Here is a 21,508-nt window from a genome sequence, read left to right as displayed (position 1 = left end):
AACGAGCTCCGCTCCGCCGACGGAGGCGGAGCAGCGCACCGGGTGTCGTCCCCGCTGGCCGCCGGACCCGCCGTGTGGCCGCGTCGACGTGAGAACGAGACGCGCGCCGGATGCGGTGGGTCGGGTCAGCTCCGCGAGTGCCCGTAGCGGTCGTAGACGCGGTTGCGGGCCGCCCGCTCGGCGGCGGGCAGGCGCTGCGCGTCGGCGATCTCGTAGACGCCGAAGGTGTCGCGCAGGCGCGAGGCCGGGTCGACCTCGACGAAGGTGCACCAGGGCAGCCAGTGGTGGTGGCTGCGCAGGGTCTGGGTCGCGAAGTCGCCGCTCTCGTGGCCGAGGCCGGCCATCGCGTAGCCGATGCTGCCGTCGACGTCGGTCGACTGGCGGGTGTTGCGGTGCAGGAACTCGGCGAAATCGAGGTAGTGCTCGTCGCCCGTGATCAGGTGCAGTCGGTAGTAGCTGTACGAGCAGGCCGCCATGTAGACGTCGGCGCCGCCGCCGAGGGTGATGATGCTCTGTCCGCTGATCGAGTACCGGTTGAAGGGATGCGCCCAGGGCGCGCGGACCGGGAAGGACCACGCGTAGGTCCAGGTCTCCGTGTAGTCGGCGGCGCGGACGGCGCCCTCCAGCCAGCGCGGCTCCTCCGTCAGGTCGTACAGCGCGAGGAACCCGAACAGCCCGTAGATGCCCGCCTCCTTGTCCTGGATGTCGGCGTTGTCGCAGGTGCCGCCGCGGTACTCCAGCGTGCGGTGGATGTTCGCGAACGACCACTCGCCGGCGCGCACGGCGGACGCGCGGTAGCGCCCCTCCCCCGTCACGAGGTGCAGCTGCACGAGGAAGCGGATCACGCTCGGGGTGTTCGAGCGCGAGTCCATCCGCACCGAGCCGTCGGCGTTGTAGGCGCGGTGGAAGCTGCCGTCGGCGTCCTGCACCTCGAGCAGCCAGTCGGCGGTCCGCCGGCAGAACTCGAGCCAGAGCGGGCGCTCGTCGCCGAGGTCGCGCAGGTGCAGGTAGCCGTCGAGGATCGCCTCGACGCCGTCGGCGAGCATCCGCAGGTAGTGCGGGTACGGCTCGAAGCCGCCGAGCGAGGGGTTGAAGCACATCCGCGGCGGGCCCGACTCGGGCAGCGCGGTCCGCGCCCAGAAGTCGACGATGCCGACGCCCTGCTCGAACGCCTCCGGCACGCCCTCGCGGTCGCCGTAGCGCAGCAGCTGGTAGCCGATGCCCGGCTGCTGCCCGACGAAGCCGAACTGGAAGGAGACGCTCGAGACGTCGAGGTCCGGCAGCTGACAGGCGAACGGCAGGCCCCAGGAGTCGCCGTAGCGGCGGGTGAGGCGCTGGAGGATCGCCATGCCGTGGTGGAAGTGCCGCTCGTTGTCGACCTCGAACAGGTCGTCGCGGAGCCGGGCGTAGGTGCTGCGCCAGGTGGCGCGCATCATCGTCGCGAAGTCGTCGTACCGGCCGAGGTCGACCGCGACGGCGTAGCGCTGGCGGAAGCCGACCTCGACCGGGTGGTTCACCCGCTGCAGGGCCTTCGGGGCGGCGTCGTAGTCGAGGCCGGAGTAGGGGTTGTCGATCGGGCGCTCGCCGTCGGCGCCCGGGTGGACGTAGTCGATCGACAGGCCCGCGGGCGGCACGTCGAGCGGGGTCCGCACGCCGAAGCCGTAGTAGAGGTAGTTCAGCGTCGTGCCCTGCGGGCGGCTCAGGCCGATCGAGCCGACGGTGCAGTCCGGGTCGGTGAAGTTCTCCGAGCGGACCACGTCCAGGCGCGGCAGCGTCGCGTCGGCCGCCCAGCGCGAGAGCGCCACGGTCTCGCCGGTCGCGAGGCTCTGCGCGGCGAACAGCGGCAGCGCGTAGTGCGTCTCGGTGCGCCAGAAGTACTCGCTGCCGGGGTCGCGGCCCATCGCGTCGGCGGGCCCGAAGGCGTTGTCGCGGTACCAGGCGCCGGGGGCGAAGCACTCGTAGTCGCGGAGGTCGTCGGACCCGGTCAGCCCGAGCGAGACGGCGGTGGAGAAGCCGAGGTCGCCACCGGCCGCCAGCACCTCGACGTCGCGGTGCACGGAGAAGCCGTCGCCCGCGACGCGCCAGACGTCGGTGACGGCGAAGGATGACCCGGAGCGGATGGTGATCGTCCCGCTCGCGGTGATCGCCCCCTCCGACAGCGAGACGTCGTCGTAGGGCGCGCCGGAGTACTCGCTGATCGCGGCGACGGTCTTGACCGTGACGCGCAGCGGCCGGTCGTTCGCGTAGAGGACGCTCTCGCCCGCGAGCACCTCGAGGCCGCCCGCCTCGACGCGGAGGGTGTAGTCGCCGGAGCGCAGTTCCACGGTGGTTCCTTCCCGGAGGGTCATCTCAGCTCTTCTCGTCGTGCGCGCGGGGGCCGGCCGATCGGGCGGCCCCCGCCGGCTCGTCCTCGAGCCGCTGCGCCCCCGGATCGAAGCGCCGCGAGCCCGGCCGGAACAGCAGCGCCACGCCGCCCTCGACCAGCCCCGCGAGCAGCAGCAGGATCGCGAACGGGATCAGCGAGATCTCGGCCCACGCGCCCATCACCGGCATCACCAGTCCGGCCGCCGTGAAGCTGACCGTGCCGAGGATCGCCGTGACGCTGCCCGCCTCGCTCGACGGGCCCTGCAGCGAGAGGTACTGCACCGGGGCGAAGCCGAGCGAGCGGCCGGCCAGCGCGAACGTCAGCGCGCCGACGACGACGAGCAGCGGCTGCGTGCCGGTGAGCGCGAGCACCGCGACCACGACGGCGCCGAGCGCCGTGACGATCGCCGAGGCGGACATCGCGAACCGGGGTCCGAAGCGCGGCACGATCACCCGTCCCGTCGTCTGCCCGACCGCGATCGTCACGAGCGAGGTGACCAGGAACAGCAGCCCGTACAGGTCGGGCCCGACCGCGTAGACGTTCGTGTAGAGGAAGGGAGCGGTCGCGAGATACGCGAAGCCGACCGACCAGCCCGCGGCCGAGGCGGCGGCGAGCGCCAGCACGCGCGGCCGGCGGAGCATCCCGAAGGAGTTGCGCAGCGACGGGCCGAGCCCGCCCTGGTGCCGCCGCTCGCGGGGCAGCGTCTCGGGCAGCACCAGGAGCGCGATCACGGTCGCGAGCGCTCCCCAGGCGGCGACCGCGAGGAAGGAGCCGCGCCAGTCGATCACCTTGGTCAGCTGCGCGCCGACGGAGGGCACCAGGATCGGGAAGACCGAGACGATCACGGCGAGGTTCGCGAGCATCGTGACGAGCCGCTTGCCGCTGTAGAGGTCGCGGACGATGGCGGTGACGACGACGCCCGCGGCGGTGCAGGCGGCGCCCTGGACGAAGCGGGCCGAGAGCAGCACGGCGGTGTCGGAGGTCATCGCCGCGACGAGGCTCGCCGCGATGTGCAGCGCCGCCGAGACGCCGAGCGGCCACTTGCGGCCGACCGCGTCGCTGAGCGGTCCTGAGATGAGCTGGCCGGCCGCGAAGCCGAAGGTGGCGCCGGTGACGACCAGCTGGGCGGTCGCCACCGAGACGCCGAGATCCTCCTGCAGCGTCGGCAGGAACGGCAGCACCAGGTCGATGGTGAGCGGCCCGAAGCCGACGAGCATCGCGAAGATCGGCAGCAGGAGGCGGCCGCGGGGCATCGCCCGGACGGCGGGGGAGGCGGGGGAGGCGGTCATGAGCGCGGAGCGCAGGTCACGGAGGGGATCCTGTCCATCAGCTCCCGGCCGAGACCGGGAAGTAGAGCGAGAAGGGTTCGTCGACGACCTCGTGCAGAGGCCGGAAGCGGACGGCGGCGGGCTGGCCGACGGCGCGGTACCCGTGCAGCCACTGGGTCCACTGCCGCTCGTTGTCGGGGGCGAGCAGGGCGGGGGCGTCCTCGAGTCGCCCCCGCAGCGCGATCTCGCGGTCGACGAGGCCGGCCAGCACGATCGGGCCCTCGACGAAGGCGACCGTGCCCGGCTCGTCCGGGATCGGCACGGCGCGGATCTCGGTGCCGAAGGCGAGGTCGACGCTCGTGCGGCCGCCGGGGTGCTCGATCAGGAGCGCGCCGTCGCCCGCCCGGACGCGCTCGGCGTCGCCCGCGACCCCCGGCTCGCCGACGGTCCACTCCGGCACCCGCAGCCGCACGTGCAGCGCGACCCCCTCCTCCGAGACGATCTCGACCCGGATCCGCGAGGCGGTGGGGCGGTGCACGTCGCCCGCGGCACCCGCGTTGGCGTCCGGGCCGACGTAGCCGGCGGTGTCGAGCACCTCGACCCGCACCGCCGCGTCGCCGGCGGCGGTCGGCAGGCGCAGGCTCGCGTCGACGTGCTGCGCGATCGTCAGCTCGGCGTCACCGCCGCGGTAGAAGACGAGCCCGGAGTGGCGCGTGTGCGCCTGCACCAGCGTGCCGTGGCAGCACCAGAAGTCCTCGGTCGGGCTGCCCCAGTCCTTGCGGGCGCCGCCCTCGAGCGGCAGGAAGTAGGCGACCATCCCGGTCCGCGGGTTCTGCTGGGCGAGGAGGCCGTTCCAGAGGTTCCGCTCGATGTAGTCGGCGTAGGCGAGGTCGCCGGTCCAGCGCAGCAGCACGTCGGCCAGCCGGATCATGTTGTAGACGACGCAGTGCTCCTGCGTCTTCTCGCCGCGGCGAGCGGCGAACGCGAAGGGCGGCGTCCAGATCTCGCCGGAGGTCTGACCGCCCGTGCAGAAGGTGCCGCGGAGGGTGACCGCCTGCTCCCAGTAGGCCTCGACGATCCTCCGCCAGCGCTCGTCGCCGGTGACCTCGTAGGCGCGGGCGGCGCCGAGGACCTCGGGGATCGTGGTGTTGGCGTGCATGTTGGTCAGCACGTCGCGGCCCTCGAGCAGGCCCTCGAAGAGGGAGCGGCGGTCGTAGCGGCCCAGCAGCTCGGTGTAGACGGGGTCGCCGGTGATCGCGAGGAGGTCGGCCCAGACCTCGAGCATGCCGCCGGTCTCGACCTCGAGGATCTCCTGGAACGCGGCGTCGTCGAATCCGCGGACCCACTCCAGCAGCGGGACCGTGGCGGCCCGCGCCATCCGCAGCGCCCGCTCGTCGCCGAGGTCGAGGTGCAGGTCGACGAGGCCCATCAGCAGCTTGTGCATCGCGTACTGCGGCGCCCAGATGGGGCGGCCGGTCGCGAGGCGGTCGAGGTAGCCGCGCGGGATCGCCCAGATCCAGCCGCCGCCGTTCTCCTCCTGGCAGCGCTCGAGTCCGTCGAGCACGGAGTCGATCCGGACGCGCAGCAGCGGGTCGCCGGTGACCGCGACCTCGCGGGCCGCGGCGGAGAGCCAGTGGCCGAGGAAGTGCCCGCGCAGCTGGGAGCCCGGCGTCTCCCAGCCCCAGTGCCGGTCGAGGCCGCGGGCCTCGCGCGAGTCCTGCGAGGGGTGCAGGTGCCAGCCCTGGTCGCCGATCCCGGCCTCGATCAGGAAGTTCTGCAGCAGCCCCTCGTCGGTGAGCGAGAGGAGGTAGTCGCGGTTGAGCCGCCGCCGCGCGTCGAGCACCCCGCGCTCCAGACGGGTCTCGTGCGGCGCCGGGTGGGTCAGCGGCATGGGTGCTCCTCGTCGAGGCGGTGGGTGGTGGGGATGAGCGGTGCGAGCGGTGGTCGATCGGCGCGGGTCGATCCGCGCGGTGGTCCATCCGACCGAGGGTCGAGATCGATCTCTCGCTGTACTCAGACCAGGATCGACGATAGGAATGGGGACATGCAATCCCCGAGAGTGATCCATCTCGTCGCCGATGACGTGTCCGCCCTCCTCACTCAGTCGGGAGGCGACCTGCCCGTGCTGCTGCACTGGGGTCCGCGACTCGACGCGAGCGACGACGATCTCGCAGCTTTCGCAAGAACTCCCGCGCGGACGGGGATCGAGGGCTCCTCCGACGTCCCCTACGAGCCCGGGATCCTGCCCGAGCACACCTTCGGCTGGGCCGGCCTGCCGGGTCTCCGGGTGCACCGGGAGGGCGCCGGCTGGTCGCCGAGGCTGACCGTGGACGCCGTCTCGGTGGACGGGGAGGCCCTCGCGGAGGGCGCGGTCGCGCAGGCCGGCAGCGCCGCCGTGACCGTCGAGGCGCACGACGCGCAGGCCCGGATCGGGGTCGTCCTAGAGATCGTTCTCTCTCCTGCCGGACTGCTCAGGACCCGCGTCTCGGTCCGCAACGACGGCGCCGGGCACCTCGAGGTGATCGGCGTCGACCCCGCCCTCCGGATCCCGACCGAGGCCCGCGAGATCCTGGACTTCTCCGGCCGCTGGGGCACCGAGAAGATCCCCCAGCGCCACCCGGTCGTCACCGGCACCCACTCCCGCTCCTCGCGGCGCGGCCGCACCGGCCTGGACGCGACGACGGTCGTCGCGGTCGGCACCCCCGGCTTCGACTCCGCCGACGGCCGGGTCTGGCTCTGCCACGTCGGCATCGGCGGCAACCACGAGCACGCGGTGGAGCGCGGCGACGGCTGGCTCGCCTTCCGGGGCGGCGAGCTGCTCCTGCCCGGCGAGGTGCGCCTCGCGAGCGGCGAGAGCTACTCCTCCCCCTGGATCTCCGGCAGCTTCGGCCACGGCCTCGACTCCGCGGCCGCGCGCTTCCACGCCCACCTCCGCGGGGTCTCCCGCTCCTCGCGCCGGCCGCGCCCGGTGACGCTCAACGTCTGGGAGGCGGTCTACTTCGACCAGGACCTCGCCGTCCTCGCCGAGCTGGCCGACCGCGCCGCCGCCCTCGGGGTCGAGCGCTACGTGCTCGACGACGGCTGGTTCCTCGGCCGCAGCGACGACCGCGCCGGCCTCGGCGACTGGACGCCCGACCCCGTCGCCTGGCCCGACGGCCTCCTCCCCCTCGCCGAGCACGTCCGCGGCCTGGGCATGGAGTTCGGCCTCTGGGTCGAGCCCGAGATGATCAACGAGGACTCCGACCTCGCCCGCGCGCACCCCGACTGGATCCTGCGGGCCCGCGAGGAGCTGCCGCCGCGGTTCCGCTTCCAGCAGGTGCTCGACCTGACGAACCCCGACGCGTTCGCGCACATCCTCGGCGTGCTCGACGGCCTGGTCGCCGACCTCGGCGTCGCGTACCTCAAGTGGGACCACAACCGCGACCTGATCGACGCGGGCCACCCCGCCACCGGGACGGCCGCGGTGCACGAGCAGACGCTCGCGCTGTACCGGCTGATCGACGAGCTGCGCGCCCGGCACCCGGAGCTCGAGATCGAGAGCTGCGCCTCCGGCGGCGGCCGGGTCGACCTGGGGATCCTCGAGCGCACCGACCGCGTGCACACCTCCGACAACCAGGACCCGCTGGACCGCTCGCGGATGCTGCGCTGGACCGGGCTGCTCGTGCCGCCGGAGATGCTCGGCTCGCACGTCGCCTCGCCGGTCAACTCCGTCACCGGTCGCACCAGCGACCTGCACACCCGCTGCGCGATCGCCTTCCTCGGCCACTTCGGGATCGAGTGGGACCTCCGCGAGCTGGACGCGGAGGAGGAGCCCGTGCTGGCGGGCTGGATCGCGGCGTACCGCGAGCACCGCGGCCTGATCGCGACCGGCCGGGTCGTCGGGGGCGACGACTCCGACCCCGACGCGCCGTCGCTGCGCGGCGTCGTCGCGCCGGACGGCTCGGAGGCGCTGTACACGCTGGTCACGCCCGCGCTGACCGCGGACTCGCGCCGCCGCGTCCGCCTCCCGGGCCTGGATCCGCGGGCACGCTACCGGATCGAGACCGCGCGCCCCGGCTCGCTCGGCCCGCCCTGGCAGAGCCCGCACTGGCTGGAGTCGACGGTGCCGCTGGACTCCGACGCCCCGGCCCCCGCCTACCCGGGGAGCCTGCTGGGCGAGGCGGGCCTGGACCTGCCGACCTTCCACGCCGACCGCGCGATCGTCCTGCGGCTCGTCCGCGAGACCGCGTGAGCACCGCCGCCGCCGACCCGTCCGCCACCACCCTGGAGCACCCCGTGAACAGCACCGTCACCGTCGACCTCGACCGCCCCGGCGCCACCATCAGCCGCCACCTCTACGGTCACTTCGCCGAGCACCTCGGCCGGTGCATCTACGACGGCTTCTGGGTCGGCGAGGACTCGCCCGTCCCGAACGAGGGCGGGATCCGCCTGGACGTCGTCGAGGCCCTCCGCGCCCTCGACATCCCCAACCTCCGCTGGCCCGGCGGCTGCTTCGCCGACCGCTACCACTGGACCAACGGCATCGGCCTGCGCGAGGAGCGCCCCGGCCTGATCAACACGCAGTGGGGCGGAGTCGCGGAGGACAACTCCTTCGGCACCCACGAGTTCATGGCGCTCTGCGAGCTGCTCGACGCCGACGCCTACATCTCGGGCAACATCGGCTCCGGCACCGTGCAGGAGATGGCGGACTGGGCCGAGTACCTCACCGGCGCGGGGAAGTCGCCGATGGCCGACCTGCGCCGCTCCCACGGCCGGGAGGAGCCGTGGACCGTCCGCTTCTGGGGGCTCGGCAACGAGACCTGGGGCTGCGGCGGCAACATGCGCGCCGGCGCGTACGCCGACCTGGCGCGGCAGTTCGGGACCTTCGTGCAGAGCGGCAACGACACTCCGCTCTACCGCGTGGCCGCCGGAGCCGACGGCGCCGACACCCACTGGACGCAGACGCTGATGGAGGTGATCCCCGAGATCGAGGGACACCCCTTCTCCTCCGTGCCGTGGGAGTCGGTCTCGGTGCACTACTACACGATCGGCGGCAGCTGGCACGCGAAGGGCAGCGCGACCGACTTCGACGCCGACACCTACTGGAGCACGATCGTGGCCGCGCAGGGGATCGAGGAGCTGCTCCGCTCGCACGCCGCGGTGATGGACGTCCACGACCCCGAGAAGAAGTACGGGATGGTGCTCGACGAGTGGGGCACCTGGTGGGACGTGGAGCCGGGGACCCACCCGGGCTTCCTCTTCCAGCAGAACACGATCCGCGACGCGATGGTCGCGGCCTGGCACTTCGACGTCTTCCACGGCTTCGCCGACCGCCTGACGATGGCGAACATCGCGCAGACGGTGAACGTGCTGCAGGCGATGCTGCTGACCGACCCGGACGGCGGCGAGATGGTCCGCACGCCGACCTACCACGTGTTCGAGATGAACAAGGGGCACCACGACGCGACGGTGCTGCCGACCACGGTCGCCGGCCCGACGCACACGGTCGACGGCCGCGAGATCCCCGTCGCCTCCGCCTCCGCCTCCACGAAGGACGGCCGCGTCCTGGTCTCGCTGACGAACGTCGACCTGGAGGAGCCGCTCGAGGTCTCCCTCGACTTCCGCGGCGGGACCGTGACCGGCGCGACCGGCCGCCTCCTCACCGCCGACCGCCCCGACGCGCACAACCGGCCCGGCGCCGCCGACGAGGTGACCCCCGTCGCCCTCGAGGGCATCGAGACCACGGCGACAGGACTGCGCGTCACGCTGCCCCCGCACTCCTTCGCGACCGTGACGCTGGAGCTGTCGTGATCGCCGCGCGCACGGAGGCCGCCCGCCGCCCGCCGATGGGCTGGAACAGCTGGGACTGCTTCGGCGCCTCGGTGACGGAGGAGGAGGTGCTCGCGAACGCCGAGCACCTCGCCGAGCACCTCCTGCCGCACGGCTGGGACACGGTCGTCGTCGACATCCAGTGGTACGAGCCCGATCCCGGCACGAGCGACTACCAGGAGGTGTCGGAGCCGGTGCTCGACGACTGGGGCCGCCCGCAGCCCGCCGTCGGACGCTTCCCCTCCGCGGCGACGGGCGGGTTCACGGCGCTGGCCGCGCGCGTGCACGCCCTCGGCCTCCGCTTCGGCGTGCACCTGATGCGCGGCGTCCCCCGGCGGGCCGTCGAGCTCGGCCTGCCGGTGCTCGGGGCGGAGGCGACCTGCGCCGACATCGCCGACCGCGGGAACGTCTGCCCGTGGAACCCCGACAACTACGGCGTCGACATGAGCGCGACCGGCGCGCAGCAGTACTACGACTCCGTGATGGCGCAGCTGGCCTCGTGGGGCGTCGACTTCGTGAAGCTCGACGACGTGCTCTACCCGCCGATCCAGGCGGAGGAGATCGCCGCCCTCTCCCGCGCGATCGACGCGACCGGCCGCCCGATGGTGCTGAGCCTCTCGCCCGGCAAGCAGCTCTCGCTCGAGAACCTCGAGCTGCTGCGCTCGACCGCGCAGATGTGGCGGATCTCGGACGACTTCTGGGACGACTGGGCGCACCTGCACGAGCAGTTCCAGCGGGCCGCGCGCTGGGCGCCGCACCAGCGCCCCGGCGCCTGGGCCGACGCCGACATGCTGCCGCTGGGGCGGATCGGCGTGCGCGCGCACGTGGGCGAGGACCGGCTCTCGCGGTTCACGCCCGCGGAGCAGCGGACGCTCGTGACGCTGTGGTGCCTGCTCCGCTCGCCGCTGATGATGGGCGGGCACCTCCCGGACACGCCCGCCGACACCCTGGCGCTGCTGACGAACGACGACGTCCTCGCGCTGCTCGGCAGCGACGGCAGCCGCGAGATCGTCCGCGACGGCGACCTGGTGGTGTGGTCGGCGTGGCGCGGCGACGAGCAGTGGCGCGGAGTGTTCTGGCTGGGCTCGTCGGCGCGGTCCTACTCGGCGCACCTGGCCGACCTGGGCTGCTCCGGCGCAGCCTCGGCCGTCGATGTGTGGAGCGGCGCCGAGCTGCCGATCGTCGGCGGCGCCGTCGAGCTCGAGCTCGAGCCGCACGGCTGCCGCCTGCTGCGCCTGGCCTGACGCGCGGGCACCGGCCGGGGCGGGCGGGCCCGCCCCGCCCCGCCTCGCCCCTCGCCTCGGCTCGGCGAGAAGCCAGGACTTGTCGCACTCGACGCCCACTGCGACAACTCCTGCGCACTCGCGACCGGCCTCGGGACGCCGGACGCCCGTCGCTCCTGTGCCGAGCACCCCGAGACTCCAGGAGTTCTCGCACTCGAGACCGACTGCGACAACTCCTGCGCACTCGCGGAACCGCGATCGGAGGAGTCCGGCGAGAAGCCAGGACTTGTCGCACTCGACGCCCACTGCGACAACTCCTGCACACTCGCGAGCGGAGGCGGCGGCGGACGCGAAGAGACGCAGGAGGCCGCCGCACTCGAGCTCGAGTGCGACGGCCTCCGGACCGTCAGGAGCAGGCGCCCGCGGGTCAGGACTCCGTGTCGACGAGCGAGTCGAGGTGCGCGAGGTCCTCGGACGAGATCTCGAAGTCGACGTCGGCGTTCTCGACGATGCGCGAGGGCGTCGTCGACTTCGGCAGCGGCAGCACGTCCTTCTCGAGCAGGTAGCGGATGCAGAGCTGCGCCACCGACTTGTCGTACTTCGCGGCGATCTCGCCGATGTCGGAGTTGTCGAGCAGGCCGCCCGTCGCGAGCGGCGAGTAGCCCTCCACGAGGATGCCGTGCTCCTTGCAGTACGCGGTCGTCTCGTCCTGGGTGTTGCCGACGAACCAGCGGATCTGGTTGGCGTGCGGCACCACGTCGGTCGCCGCGATCAGCGACTCCAGATCGGCGACCTGGAAGTTCGAGACGCCGATGGCGCGCGAGCGACCGGCCTCGAGGATCTCCTCCATCGCCTTCCACGCCGCGATGTTGCCCTCGCGGTGGTCGGAGCCCATGTCCTGCCAGGGCCACGGGGCGTGGATGAGGTACAGGTCGACGTGGTCGAGCTCGAGCGCCGCCATGGTGGTCTCGAAGCTCGCCTTCGCGCCCTCGTAGTCCTTCACCTCGGCCGGGAGCTTGGTGGTGATGAACACCTCGTCGCGCGGGACGCCGCTGTCGCGCAGGGCCCGGGCGACGCTCGCCTCGTTGCCGTAGGCGCGGGCGGTGTCGATGTGGCGGTAGCCGGCCTCGAGCGCGGCGGTCGTCGCGTCGTAGGCCTCGGGGCCGTCGGGGATCTGCCAGGTGCCGAACCCGATCTTCGGGATGGCGACTCCGTTGGACAGCGTGAACGTGTCGGTCAGGGCGGGCATGACTCTCCTCTGCATCGGTCTTCTCCGCGGGCCGCCACCGGCGGCGCCGCTCCTTCCACGCTAGGCCGGGCCTCCGGCTCGCGCGGGCCCCTTGCGCTGTGCGCCTCCGGTGCTACGCGGCCGTCGCGCTCCCGGCCGCCGACCCCGCAGAAGTCGCAGGTCTCGCGCTCGAGCACCGCGACTTCTGCGGACTCGCGAGCCGGCACCACCGGCCCGCCCCCGCGAGCGGCCGGCGCCTCCCCCTGAGGCGCCGACCGCTCAGCCTCGCGCCACCGACCAGGGGGTCCGCAGCGCCCGCTCGGCGAGCAGCCGCCGCTCCCCCGTGATCGATACCTCCGCCGTCACTGCCGCGTCCGCCGCCGAGGCGCCGGCCGTCAGCCGCAGCGGCCCCGGGTCCACGGCGAGCCGGCCGTCCTCCCCCGTCACCGCGAGCCGGGCCGCGTCGACGTGGAAGTGCACCGTCAGCGTCTCGCCCGCCGCGATCGGCACGCGCGCGAAGCCGATCAGCTGCGCGACCGGCCGCACCACCGCAGACGTCGGATAGCCCGCGTAGAGCTGCACCACCTCGACCGTGTCGGCGCCGTCGTTCCGGAGCGATACCGCCACGTCGAGCGATCCGCCGACCGGCAGCTCCGCCGCCGTCGCCAGCTCCGTGTACGTCACCGCGCCGCGGGTCAGCCCGTAGCCGAACGGGTAGAGCGGAGTCGCGTCCAGCGCCGTGATCCCGGGGTTCGAGAGCCCGAGCGACGGCTGCAGGTACGTGGTCGACGCGGACGGGAGCCGCGGGATCTGCACGGGCAGGCGCCCGGTCGGAGCCACGCGGCCCGAGAGCACCCCGGCGACCGCGGCCGCCCCGTCCGCTCCCGGGAAGAACGCCTGCACGAGTCCGCGCGCCGCTCCGAACGCCCCGAGCGCGTAGGGCCGGCCCGAGAGGACGACCACCACGGTGGGCACGCCGGTCTCGAGCACGGCCGTCACCAGCGGCTCCTGCGCTCCGGGGAGGCGGAGGTCGGCCGCGTCGCAGCCCTCGCCCGAGGTGCCGTCGCCGAAGAGCCCGGCGATGTCGCCGACCACGACGACCGCCGCATCGGAGCCGCGGACGAGGTCCACCGCCTCCTGCACGCCGGCGGTCGACGCGGAGGTGATCGAGCCACCCTCCGCGAAGCGCACGCGCGACGCTCCGAACTCCTCCTGCAGCGCCGTCAGCACGGTCGGGATCGACAGGCCGAGGTCGTGCCCGGGGTGCTTGGAGAGCACGTGGTTGGGGAACGCGTAGCAGCCGACCAGGCTGCGGAACTGGTCCGCGGCCGGTCCCACGACGGCGAGCGAGCCGGAGGACAGCAGCCCCGCGACGTCCTCGTCGCGCAGCAGCACGACCGACTCCTCCGCGATCCGCGACGAGATCGCGCGGTTGCGGGCGCTGTCGAGGTCGACCTCCTCGGCCCCGTCGGGCACCAGCGGGCCGCCGTCGAGCAGGCCCGCCTCGAACTTGTGGCGCAGGTGCCTGGCCACGGAGCGGTCGAGGTCGGCCTCGTCGACGACGCCCTCGCGGATCAGGCGCGGCAGCTCGCCGTACGCCGCCGTCTGCGGCAGCTCGACGTCGACCCCGGCGTGCAGCGCCAGGCGCCCCGCGTCGGCCGCGTCGACCGCCACGTGGTGCATGGCCTGGAGGAACGGCACCGCCCAGTAGTCGGCGACGACCGTGCCCTCGAAGCCCCAGCGGTCGCGGAGCAGCGTCGTCAGCAGGTGCCGGCTGGCGCTGCTGGGTACGCCGTCGATGTCGGTGTACGAGGTCATCACGCTGCGGGCTCCGCCGTGCCGCAGGGCGGCCTCGAACGGAGGCAGCACCGTGTCGGCGAGCTCGCGCGGTCCCATGCTCACGGGTCCGTGGTTGCGGGCGCCGCGGGAGGCGGCGTACCCGGCGAAGTGCTTCAGCGTCGCGACGACACCGGTCCCCTCCAGCCCCGCCACGTAGGCGGCGCCGAGCTGCGAGACCAGGTACGGGTCCTCGCCGAGGGTCTCCTCGACGCGGCCCCAGCGGTAGTCCTTCACGACGTCGACGACCGGGGCGAGGCCCTGGTGGATGCCGAGGGCGCGCATGTCCGAGCCGATCGCCTCCGCCATCTCGCCCACGAGCTCCTCGTGGAAGGTGGCCGCCCAGGCGAGCGGAGTGGGGAACGCGGTCGCGCCGTACGCGGCCAGGCCGGTGAGGCACTCCTCGTGCGCGATGGCCGGGATGCCGAGGCGGCTGCCGGCGACCACGCGCTCCTGCAGCTCGCGGAGCCGACGGACGCCCTCCGGGACGGTGACCGGCTCGGTGCCGAACACGCGGGTCAGCTGGCCGAGGCCGCCGGTCAAGAGGTCGTCGCCCGCGGCGGGCCCGTCGTCGAGCTTCGGAGCGAAGTCGTCGGCGGAGTCGGTGAGCCAGACGGAGCCGAGCTGCGCCGCCTTCTCCTCGAGGGTGAGTTCCTGGGTCAGGAGGCGGGCGCGCTCGGCCGGAGGCAGAGCGCGGTCCCGCCAGTCCCGCCCGGGAGGACGCGCGGCGTCCGTCCCGGGCAGTGCTGGGGAAGCGTCGTGCATCAGCCCTTGAACGCCCCGTCCATGATCCCGGACACCATCCGGCGGCCGACGAAGAAGAACGCGATCAGCAGCGGGAGGGTGGCCATGAACGATCCGCCCATCGCCAGGGCGACGTCGATCGAGCGGTTGGCCTGCAGCTGCTTCAGCGCGATCTGCACCGTGAACAGCTCCGGCGACTTGAGGACGATGAACGGCCACATGAAGTCGTTCCAGACCGCGGTGAACGTGATCAGTCCGAGGACGAACGCCGCGGGGCGGACCACCGGGAAGGCGATGCGCCAGAACAGCTGCCACGAGTTGGCGCCGTCGATGCGGGCCGCCTGGATCAGCTCGTCGCTGACCGTCGTGGACATGTGCTGCCGCATCCAGAAGATGCCGAAGGCGCTGGCCAGGCCCGGCACGATGATCGCCTGGAGGGTGTCGACCCAGTCGAGCGCCGAGACGATCAGGTACTGCGGGATGATGCTCAGCTGCGCCGGCACCGTCATGGTCAGCAGCACGATGAGGAACAGCACGTTGCGGCCCGGGAACTGCAGCTTCGCGAAGGCGAAGCCGGCCATCGCGCAGAGGATCGCCGAGATGACGGCGATGCTCAGCGACACGATGAGGCTGTTCAGCATCGAGGCGATGAACGGGACGGTGTCGAACACCTTCTCGGCGATCGCCATGAAGTTCGTGCCCGGGTACAGGCGCGGCGGGATCGACGTGACGGCGGTCGCTCCGACCGACGCGACGACGAACATGTAGTAGAGCGGGAAGATCGAGACGAGCACCGCGATCACGAGGAAGACGTAGGTCGGCCAGCCGACTCCGCCGCCCTTCCCGCGCCGCTTCGGCAGCTGTGCCTTCTGGACCGTGGGGGCCAGCGTCTGCGGGACGGCCTGGTCGATCACATCCGACATCAGACGGCCTCCTTCCGGGTGCGGGTGGAGAGGTAGAAGTTGAGGAGGGAGACGAGGACCACGATCACGAACAGCACGACGCCGATGGCGGATCCGTAGCCGAACTTGAACTGGCCGAAGCCCTGCTCGTAGAGGAAGAGCGCCAGCGTCTGGCACTGCCGGCCGGCGCCGCAGGTGAGGCCCGATTCGGGAGCCACCAGGAGCGCCTCCGTGAAGATCTGCAGACCGCCGATGGTCGACATGATCACGGTGAAGACGATGATCGGGCGCAGCGCCGGGATCGTCAGGTGGCGGAACTGCTGCCAGCTGGACGCGCCGTCGACGGAGGCCGCCTCGAACATCTCGCGGGGCAGCGACTGCAGGCCCGCCAGGTAGAGGAGCGTGTTGTAGCCGAACCAGCGCCAGAAGACCATCGTCGAGATGACGATCCAGGAGCCGTAGTTCGTGGCGAGGAAGTTGATCGACGGCAGTCCGAAGATGCCGAGGAACCAGTTGATCAGGCCGAAGTTCTTGTCGAAGATCTGCGCGAACACGATCGCGGTCGCCGCGACGGAGGTGATGTACGGCACCAGCAGCGCCATGCGGAAGAAGTTCGCCCAGCGGAGGCGGGCGTGGTTCAGCAGGTGCGCGAGGAAGAGGGCGAACAGCAGCTGGGGCACCGTCGAGATGATGAAGATGCCGAAGGTGTTGACCAGCGCGTTCCAGAACCGGGAGTCGGCGAAGAGCTGCTGGAAGTTCGCGATGCCGACGAAGGTCTGCTCGCCGATCGGGTTCCAGTCGAAGAGCGAGACGTAGAACGTGAACAGGAGCGGGAAGAGCCCGAAGACGATGAAGATGATGAAGAAGGGCGCGACGTACGCGTAGGGGGCGATCCGCTCCGAGAGGGAGTTGCGGATCCGCGCGGCCTTCTGGACCGGCGCGCTGGGCTGCTTGCGCTGCTTGCGGGGTGGTGCTGCTGTCACCGTTGACACGGGAGTACCTCCGTCGAGAAAGGGGGGAGGGGCCCGGCGCGCGAGGCGCCGGGCCGCTCGGGTGGGTGGGGCGATCAGCCGCCGATGGCCTGCTTGGCCGTGTCGAGTGCGGTCGACCACGCCTTGTCGGAGGTGACGTTGCCGGCCTCCAGCTCGACGAGGGTGTTGAGGAGCGCCCCGTTGATGGGGGTGGTGTCCGGTCCGTTGTAGAAGGACGGGAACTGCTCGACGGAGGTGGCCATGACCTCGCCGATCTTCGAGTCGCCGAAGAACGGGTCGGTGTACGACTGGACCTCTTCGCTGGCGACCGCCTCGGTGGCGGCGGGCAGCGTGCCCGAGGCCTTGAAGTGGTCGGTCTGGCCCTCGGCCGACATCATCGTCTTGATGTACTGCCAGGCGGCCTCGGGGTGCTCGGCGCGGGCGGGGATGGCGATGACGCTGCCGCCCCAGTTGCCGCCGATGCCGGGGACGCTGGTGACGCGCCAGTTGCCGGCGGTGTCGGGGGCGTCGGTCTTGATGCCGGCGAGGATCCACGAGGGGGCGATCGTCACGGCGAAGGCGCCGTTCGCGCGGCCCGGGGCCCAGCCCGAGGACCAGGCGGCGATGCCGGCGCTGATGCCGGCGTCCTTGGTGTCCACGGCGACCTGGAACGCGTCCTTCACCTGCGGGTTGGTGTCGTAGACCAGCTCGCCGTCGGGCGAGTAGTACTTCTCCGAGACCTGGTTGACGGTCGAGAAGAAGACGCTGGTCTCGATGTTGTCGACGAACGGCTTGCCGGTCGCCTCGGTGTACTTCTTGCCGGTCTCGATGAAGGACGGCCAGTCCTTCCAGAGCTCGGCGACCTGGTCGGGCTCGGTCGGCAGGCCGGCCTGCTCGAAGAGGTCGGCGCGGTAGGCGAAGCCCAGTCCGCCGACGTCGGTCGGGACGCCCACGACGGAGCCGTCATCGGCGGTCGCGGCGGAGGCGGCCCACGGGAGGTAGGTGGAGGCGACGTCGTCGCCGCCGAGGGTGCGCAGGTCGAGGAAGTTCGAGCTGTTGGCGACGAACTGGGGCAGGTCGTCGTTCTGGATCATGACCAGGTCGGGCACCTTGCCGCCGGCGAGGGCCGCGGTGAGGGCGGTGGCGGTCTCGGTCGTGCTGCCGACCTCGGAGAGCTTGATCTTCGCGTCGGGCATCTTCGCGAGGTACTCGTCGACGCTGTCCTTGGCGTTGATGCCGGTGAAGGACCAGAAGGTGGCTTCGGCGTTCGGGTCGTCCGAGGCGCCTCCTCCCCCTCCGGACGAGCACCCGGTCAGGGTGAGCGCGACTACTGCTGCTGCGGCGGCTACGGCCGTCAGGCTTCTTTTCACGACAATTCCTCTTCGTTGGGGATTCGCAGGGTTTCGGTGAGGGCAGGCCTCAGAGAACGATCTCTTGGCGGCCAACCTAACCCGCCCGCGAGCACGTTGCAAGCGAGAACCGGTCTCCGCGAGATAACGATCTCCGCCTAGTATCAAAGGGAAGTTTCGCAAATCGAGCAGTTCCGGACGGCCGCCCGCCGCCCCGTGCGAGTCTTCACTCCGACGTTCTCCCCACCGTGCTCCGCGGGGAGGCGCGGAAGCCGGAACCTCCCCTCGCAGAAGGAAGCAGCATGACTCGACCCACGCTGGTGGACGTCGCCCAGGCCGCGGGCGTCTCGCGCGCCACCGCCGCCCGGGTGCTCGCAGGCGGCACCAATGTCGACGTCCGGATGACCGCCGCGGTCGAGCGCGCCGCGAAGTCCCTCGGCTACGAGGCGAACAGCGCAGCCCGGATGCTCCGCGGCGGGCGGGCCGGGGCCATCGCACTGATCGTCGCCTTCAACGAGCTCGACAGCCTCACCGGGACGTTCTTCACCTCGGTGCTGAAGGGCGCCGCGAAGGGCCTCTACGCCGGCGAGGTGCAGCCCGTGCTGCTGCCCGCCGACCACGACGACAGCGACCGCATCCCCCGCTTCCTCCGCTCGCGGGCCGTCGACGGCGCGATCGTGATCCTCCAGCACGAGATCACCCACCTCGCCCAGGCGCTGGCCGACTCCCCCGTGCCGATCGCCTGGGTCGGCCGCCCGCGGGTCGCCCTGCCCGAGGACGCGATCGTCATCGACTCCGACAACTACGGAGGCGGCCGCCTCGCCGCCCGCGCGCTCGCCGACTCCGGCCGCCGGCACCTGGGCATCATCGCCGGCCCGCACGACATGGAGCCCGCCCGCGACCGTATCCGCGGCTGGCGCGACGAGCTGACCGAGCTCGGCCTCGACTCCAGCCCGATCGTGCACGGCGCCTTCACCCTCGAGAGCGGTTCCGCCGCGATGGCCCGCCTCCTGCAGCGCCACCCCGACCTCGACGGCGTCTTCGCCTCCTCCGACCTGATGGCCAACGGCGCGATCCGTGTCCTGCAGGCGTCCGGCCGCCGCGTCCCCGCCGACGTCTCCGTGATCGGCTTCGACGACGTCGTCATCGCGACCACCTCGGATCCGACCCTCACGACCATCCGCCAGCCCCTGGAGGACATGGGCCGCGTCGCCGCCGAGACCGTCGTCGCCGTCGTGCAGGGCCGCCCCGTCGACCGGCAGCCGATCCTCGCGACGACCCTCGTGCAGCGCGAGTCCGCATGACCCCGCCTCCCCCGCACCGCCTGATCGTCAGCACCGACGCCGCGAACGAGGCCGACGACCAGTTCGCGATCGTCCAGGCGCTGCTGACCGACACCCTCGACGTCCGCGGTCTGGTGGCGGCGCACTTCGGCCGGCCGGGGAGCATGCCGGAGTCGCGCGCCGAGATCGACCGCATCGTGGAGTTGGCGGGAGCGACGGTGACCGTCGTCGACGGCGCCGAGTCGGCCCTGCCCGCCGAGGCGTCGGACGGCGCCCGCCTGATCGTCGCGGAGGCGCTGCGCGACGCCGGCCGACTGTGGATCGCCGTGCTCGGGCCGCTGACCGACGTCGCCGCCGCCCTGCTGCTCGAGCCGTCGATCGCCTCCCGCGACGTCGTGGTCGTCTGGGTCGGCGGCCCGCCCTACGATGAGATCCCCGCCTACAGCCCCGAGTTCAACCTGATCAACGACGTCGACGCCGCGAACCGCGTCCTCGAGTCGGGCATCGCCCTGTGGCAGATCCCGATGCCCGTGTACTCCGGAGTCGGAGTCGGGCACGCCGAGCTGCGGACCCGGCTGCGCGGCACGAGCCCGCTCGGGGACTACCTCGTGGACCAGCTGATCGCGTTCAACGAGACCATCCCGTACGGGCCGCTCGACTTCCGGTCGCTGGGCGACAGCCCGGCCATCGGCGCCGTGATGAACCCCGCCGGCGGACGCTGGCGGGAGCGCCGCGCACCGCGGTTCTCCGCGGACGGCGAGCTCCTGCCCGACGCAGGACCGCACACGATCCGGGTCTGCGAGGCGTTCGACACCCGCTGGCTGATCGAGGACCTGTTCGCGAAGCTCGTGGAGTTCGGGGAGCGGTCGGGCGGCGAGCGCTGATGGTCCCTCGTGGCGAGGCATCCGATGCGTGCGCTCGCTGAACAAACGAAGGCCTTCTGCGATGCGAGCGGACACCGCGGGTTGCTCGCACGATCCCGAGATCAGGTGTAAAGACGCAGCTCGGCTTCGAGAAGCGACTCAGCCCTGAGTTCCTTTATGAGTTCTTGAAGAGCTTCCACCGCGACGGTCTCGGCGCTCTCCGAGTCGGTCGCCTTGTGCGCAGCTCTCAGTACCGCTTGATGTCTATCGTAGATCGGATCCTCTGCATAAACAGCCTCGAGCACATCCGCGAAATCGACGAAATACCGGTAGAGAGTGCCGATGCCGACGCTGGCGCGAGCCGCCACCTTGGCGGTTGTCGCCCGATCTCTACCCACCTCGATGACGACTTCGCGTGCCGCCGCGACGATCGCGGCTCGCGTTCGATGAGCTCGATCTTAGAGTGGTTTCACTGGTGTGCTGCGGTTTTTCGCTCCTGTCATACCTTTCATCTTCTCACCACACGCCTGGAACGTGACACATACTCATATGGTCGATCGGAGTGTGCTGCCAACGCAGAGTCGCATTGCGGGCGGCCCCCGAAGTGATCTCACCAGCGCGCTGGCCGCCACCCTTCCGGCCACGCCAACCGAGGGCGCTGAAGCAAGCGAAAGCGGAGGAGAGAAAGAAGTAGAGCCGAATTCACGAAGATCCGAGTAAGACTCCTCGCTCACGAACGCGCCACTTATCCCGCCACTTGAAGCTCCGCTCTTGACCGTTCCTGACTTCGCTGCAAGCCTTCTTCAAACGCGGAGATCAATCCGCGTCTGAAAAAACGCTACAGATGAAAGGCCGTTCGATATGCCATTGAGGGAATTCGGAAGTGCCAATGAGAGTAGAGACAAGAAGCTAAAGGTGGATCGCATGAAGCGTTTCCGTTCCTTCGCTGCAAGCCTGCTTATTGCGGGCATCGCAGCCACCGGAATCGGACTGGTCTCTACGGGACCGGTGATGGCAGCACAACCGCCCGCCGGCTACCCCAGTACAGACACCTTCGCGACGGTGTCGAGCAGTACGCATGGGAGTTTCCCGATCCGGCGCGGCTTCTACGATGCAGACATCGAGCGCGGGTGGGGCCTCGACAAGGTTTTCCACAAGCACAACATCTGGAGCACCAACGCAATGAAGAAGGTGATGGCTTCCACGAACAGCACGCTGCAGGGGAACGGCAATTACAATCTCAAGGCCTACGCGGGCAACTACGACTGCGTCGACGGCAGGTGCGTGCTCCGCGAGCAGGTCGAGTTGCTGGGCATCTACAATCCCCGGTCGTACGACCTGTACTACGGATGGCCCGTCGGCGGAAAGATGGGCATGCAGACCCTCTACTGCAAGCAGGGCGGCGAAGCTCGCTGCGCCGACTGGGTGACGTACTCGATTGACTACCCAGGTGTCGACAACCCGTTTAGCCGGTCGAGCACGCCTGCGGAGGAAGGGCTCACGGCGGACCAACAAGCGAAGCAGGCCGAGATCCTCGCGTCGCCGGAGATAGAGGAGCTGAAGGCAGAGATCGCAAGCGACGTGACCGAGGTCGCGTTCGACTACGCGCCCCTGCCGGAGATCATGTTCACGGAGTAAGTTCGGTCAGTAGCAGAGGAGAAGAAATCT

Annotated in this window: 15 protein-coding genes; 6 read left to right on the top strand and 9 right to left on the bottom strand. The window is 71.3% G+C overall.

Translation table 11 applies throughout. The features are described 5' to 3' along the window. Positions 1–125: 125 nt before the first annotated feature. The 3 genes from C5D66_RS13550 to C5D66_RS13540 are packed head-to-tail and all read right to left on the bottom strand — an operon-like array spanning position 126 to position 5,524. Positions 126–2,324: a hypothetical protein gene (locus C5D66_RS13550; RefSeq protein WP_104274195.1), complete on the bottom strand. Its 2,199-nt coding sequence runs from the start codon at positions 2,322–2,324 to the stop codon at positions 126–128. A gap of 25 nt (positions 2,325–2,349) precedes the next feature. Continuing rightward, positions 2,350–3,654, bottom strand: a complete 1,305-nt coding sequence (locus C5D66_RS13545) for a multidrug effflux MFS transporter (RefSeq protein WP_104274190.1) — start codon at positions 3,652–3,654, stop codon at positions 2,350–2,352. A gap of 37 nt (positions 3,655–3,691) precedes the next feature. Beyond that, positions 3,692–5,524, bottom strand: a complete 1,833-nt coding sequence (locus C5D66_RS13540; RefSeq protein ID WP_181067901.1) for a beta-L-arabinofuranosidase domain-containing protein — start codon at positions 5,522–5,524, stop codon at positions 3,692–3,694. Positions 5,525–5,677: 153 nt separating this feature from the next. Here C5D66_RS13540 and C5D66_RS13535 point away from each other — a divergent pair, with 153 nt between their 5' ends. The 3 genes from C5D66_RS13535 to C5D66_RS13525 are packed head-to-tail and all read left to right on the top strand — an operon-like array spanning position 5,678 to position 10,685. After that, positions 5,678–7,864 (top strand): alpha-galactosidase, encoded by a 2,187-nt coding sequence (locus C5D66_RS13535; RefSeq protein WP_104274189.1) that lies wholly within the window; start codon positions 5,678–5,680, stop codon positions 7,862–7,864. Next, positions 7,861–9,423, top strand: a complete 1,563-nt coding sequence (locus tag C5D66_RS13530) for an alpha-L-arabinofuranosidase C-terminal domain-containing protein (protein ID WP_308471284.1) — start codon at positions 7,861–7,863, stop codon at positions 9,421–9,423. Before C5D66_RS13535 ends, C5D66_RS13530 begins: the two co-directional genes overlap by 4 nt. Next, positions 9,420–10,685, top strand: a complete 1,266-nt coding sequence (locus C5D66_RS13525; RefSeq protein ID WP_258063874.1) for a glycoside hydrolase family 27 protein — start codon at positions 9,420–9,422, stop codon at positions 10,683–10,685. Before C5D66_RS13530 ends, C5D66_RS13525 begins: the two co-directional genes overlap by 4 nt. A 406-nt stretch (positions 10,686–11,091) precedes the next feature. Here C5D66_RS13525 and C5D66_RS13520 read toward each other — a convergent pair whose 3' ends face one another. The 5 genes from C5D66_RS13520 to C5D66_RS13500 form a co-directional block, all read right to left on the bottom strand. Continuing rightward, positions 11,092–11,913, bottom strand: a complete 822-nt coding sequence (locus tag C5D66_RS13520) for an aldo/keto reductase (protein WP_104226493.1) — start codon at positions 11,911–11,913, stop codon at positions 11,092–11,094. A gap of 258 nt (positions 11,914–12,171) precedes the next feature. Then, positions 12,172–14,493: a glycoside hydrolase family 3 N-terminal domain-containing protein gene (locus C5D66_RS13515; RefSeq protein WP_104274188.1), complete on the bottom strand. Its 2,322-nt coding sequence runs from the start codon at positions 14,491–14,493 to the stop codon at positions 12,172–12,174. Beyond that, positions 14,493–15,395, bottom strand: a complete 903-nt coding sequence (locus C5D66_RS13510) for a carbohydrate ABC transporter permease (protein ID WP_104224678.1) — start codon at positions 15,393–15,395, stop codon at positions 14,493–14,495. Before C5D66_RS13510 ends, C5D66_RS13515 begins: the two co-directional genes overlap by 1 nt. Beyond that, the gene (locus tag C5D66_RS13505) at positions 15,395–16,357 is read right to left on the bottom strand and encodes a carbohydrate ABC transporter permease (RefSeq protein ID WP_104224677.1); all 963 of its coding nucleotides are present in this window, start codon (positions 16,355–16,357) and stop codon (positions 15,395–15,397) included. Before C5D66_RS13505 ends, C5D66_RS13510 begins: the two co-directional genes overlap by 1 nt. A gap of 83 nt (positions 16,358–16,440) precedes the next feature. After that, positions 16,441–17,715 carry an extracellular solute-binding protein gene (locus tag C5D66_RS13500; protein WP_104226495.1) on the bottom strand — a complete coding sequence of 425 codons (1,275 nt, stop codon included), beginning with the start codon at positions 17,713–17,715 and terminating at the stop codon, positions 16,441–16,443. A gap of 281 nt (positions 17,716–17,996) precedes the next feature. Here C5D66_RS13500 and C5D66_RS13495 point away from each other — a divergent pair, with 281 nt between their 5' ends. Both C5D66_RS13495 and C5D66_RS13490 read left to right on the top strand, forming a co-directional pair. Continuing rightward, complete coding sequence (locus tag C5D66_RS13495) at positions 17,997–18,998, top strand: LacI family DNA-binding transcriptional regulator (RefSeq protein ID WP_104274187.1); 1,002 nt, start codon at positions 17,997–17,999, stop codon at positions 18,996–18,998. Continuing rightward, the gene (locus C5D66_RS13490; protein WP_104274186.1) at positions 18,995–19,861 is read left to right on the top strand and encodes a nucleoside hydrolase; all 867 of its coding nucleotides are present in this window, start codon (positions 18,995–18,997) and stop codon (positions 19,859–19,861) included. The genes C5D66_RS13495 and C5D66_RS13490 overlap by 4 nt, the downstream gene beginning before the upstream one ends. A gap of 101 nt (positions 19,862–19,962) precedes the next feature. Here C5D66_RS13490 and C5D66_RS13485 read toward each other — a convergent pair whose 3' ends face one another. Next, positions 19,963–20,271: a TetR/AcrR family transcriptional regulator gene (locus C5D66_RS13485; protein ID WP_104256131.1), complete on the bottom strand. Its 309-nt coding sequence runs from the start codon at positions 20,269–20,271 to the stop codon at positions 19,963–19,965. A 484-nt stretch (positions 20,272–20,755) separates the two neighbouring features. On the opposite strand from C5D66_RS13485, the gene C5D66_RS13480 reads away from it, so the two are divergent. Continuing rightward, entirely contained in the window at positions 20,756–21,478 is a 723-nt protein-coding gene (locus tag C5D66_RS13480; RefSeq protein WP_104262297.1) for a hypothetical protein, read from the top strand. Positions 21,479–21,508: the final 30 nt, after the last annotated feature.

This window comes from Rathayibacter sp. AY1B4, assembly GCF_002932815.1.
Classification (GTDB): Bacteria; Actinomycetota; Actinomycetes; order Actinomycetales; family Microbacteriaceae; genus Rathayibacter.
The sequence above is the reverse complement of the archived record's forward strand: the minus strand, read 5'-3'. Positions and strand labels throughout refer to the sequence as shown.

What these genes read in the sequence shown, in the direction of transcription:
- C5D66_RS13545 (WP_104274190.1), bottom strand. Translation starts at nt 3,654, where the DNA reads ATGACCGCCTCCCCCGCCTCCCCCGCCGTCCGGGCGATGCCCCGCGGC.
- C5D66_RS13540 (WP_181067901.1), bottom strand. Translation starts at nt 5,524, where the DNA reads ATGCCGCTGACCCACCCGGCGCCGCACGAGACCCGTCTGGAGCGCGGG.
- C5D66_RS13535 (WP_104274189.1), top strand. Translation starts at nt 5,678, where the DNA reads ATGCAATCCCCGAGAGTGATCCATCTCGTCGCCGATGACGTGTCCGCC.
- C5D66_RS13520 (WP_104226493.1), bottom strand. Translation starts at nt 11,913, where the DNA reads ATGCCCGCCCTGACCGACACGTTCACGCTGTCCAACGGAGTCGCCATC.
- C5D66_RS13515 (WP_104274188.1), bottom strand. Translation starts at nt 14,493, where the DNA reads ATGCACGACGCTTCCCCAGCACTGCCCGGGACGGACGCCGCGCGTCCT.
- C5D66_RS13510 (WP_104224678.1), bottom strand. Translation starts at nt 15,395, where the DNA reads ATGTCGGATGTGATCGACCAGGCCGTCCCGCAGACGCTGGCCCCCACG.
- C5D66_RS13495 (WP_104274187.1), top strand. Translation starts at nt 17,997, where the DNA reads ATGACTCGACCCACGCTGGTGGACGTCGCCCAGGCCGCGGGCGTCTCG.
- C5D66_RS13490 (WP_104274186.1), top strand. Translation starts at nt 18,995, where the DNA reads ATGACCCCGCCTCCCCCGCACCGCCTGATCGTCAGCACCGACGCCGCG.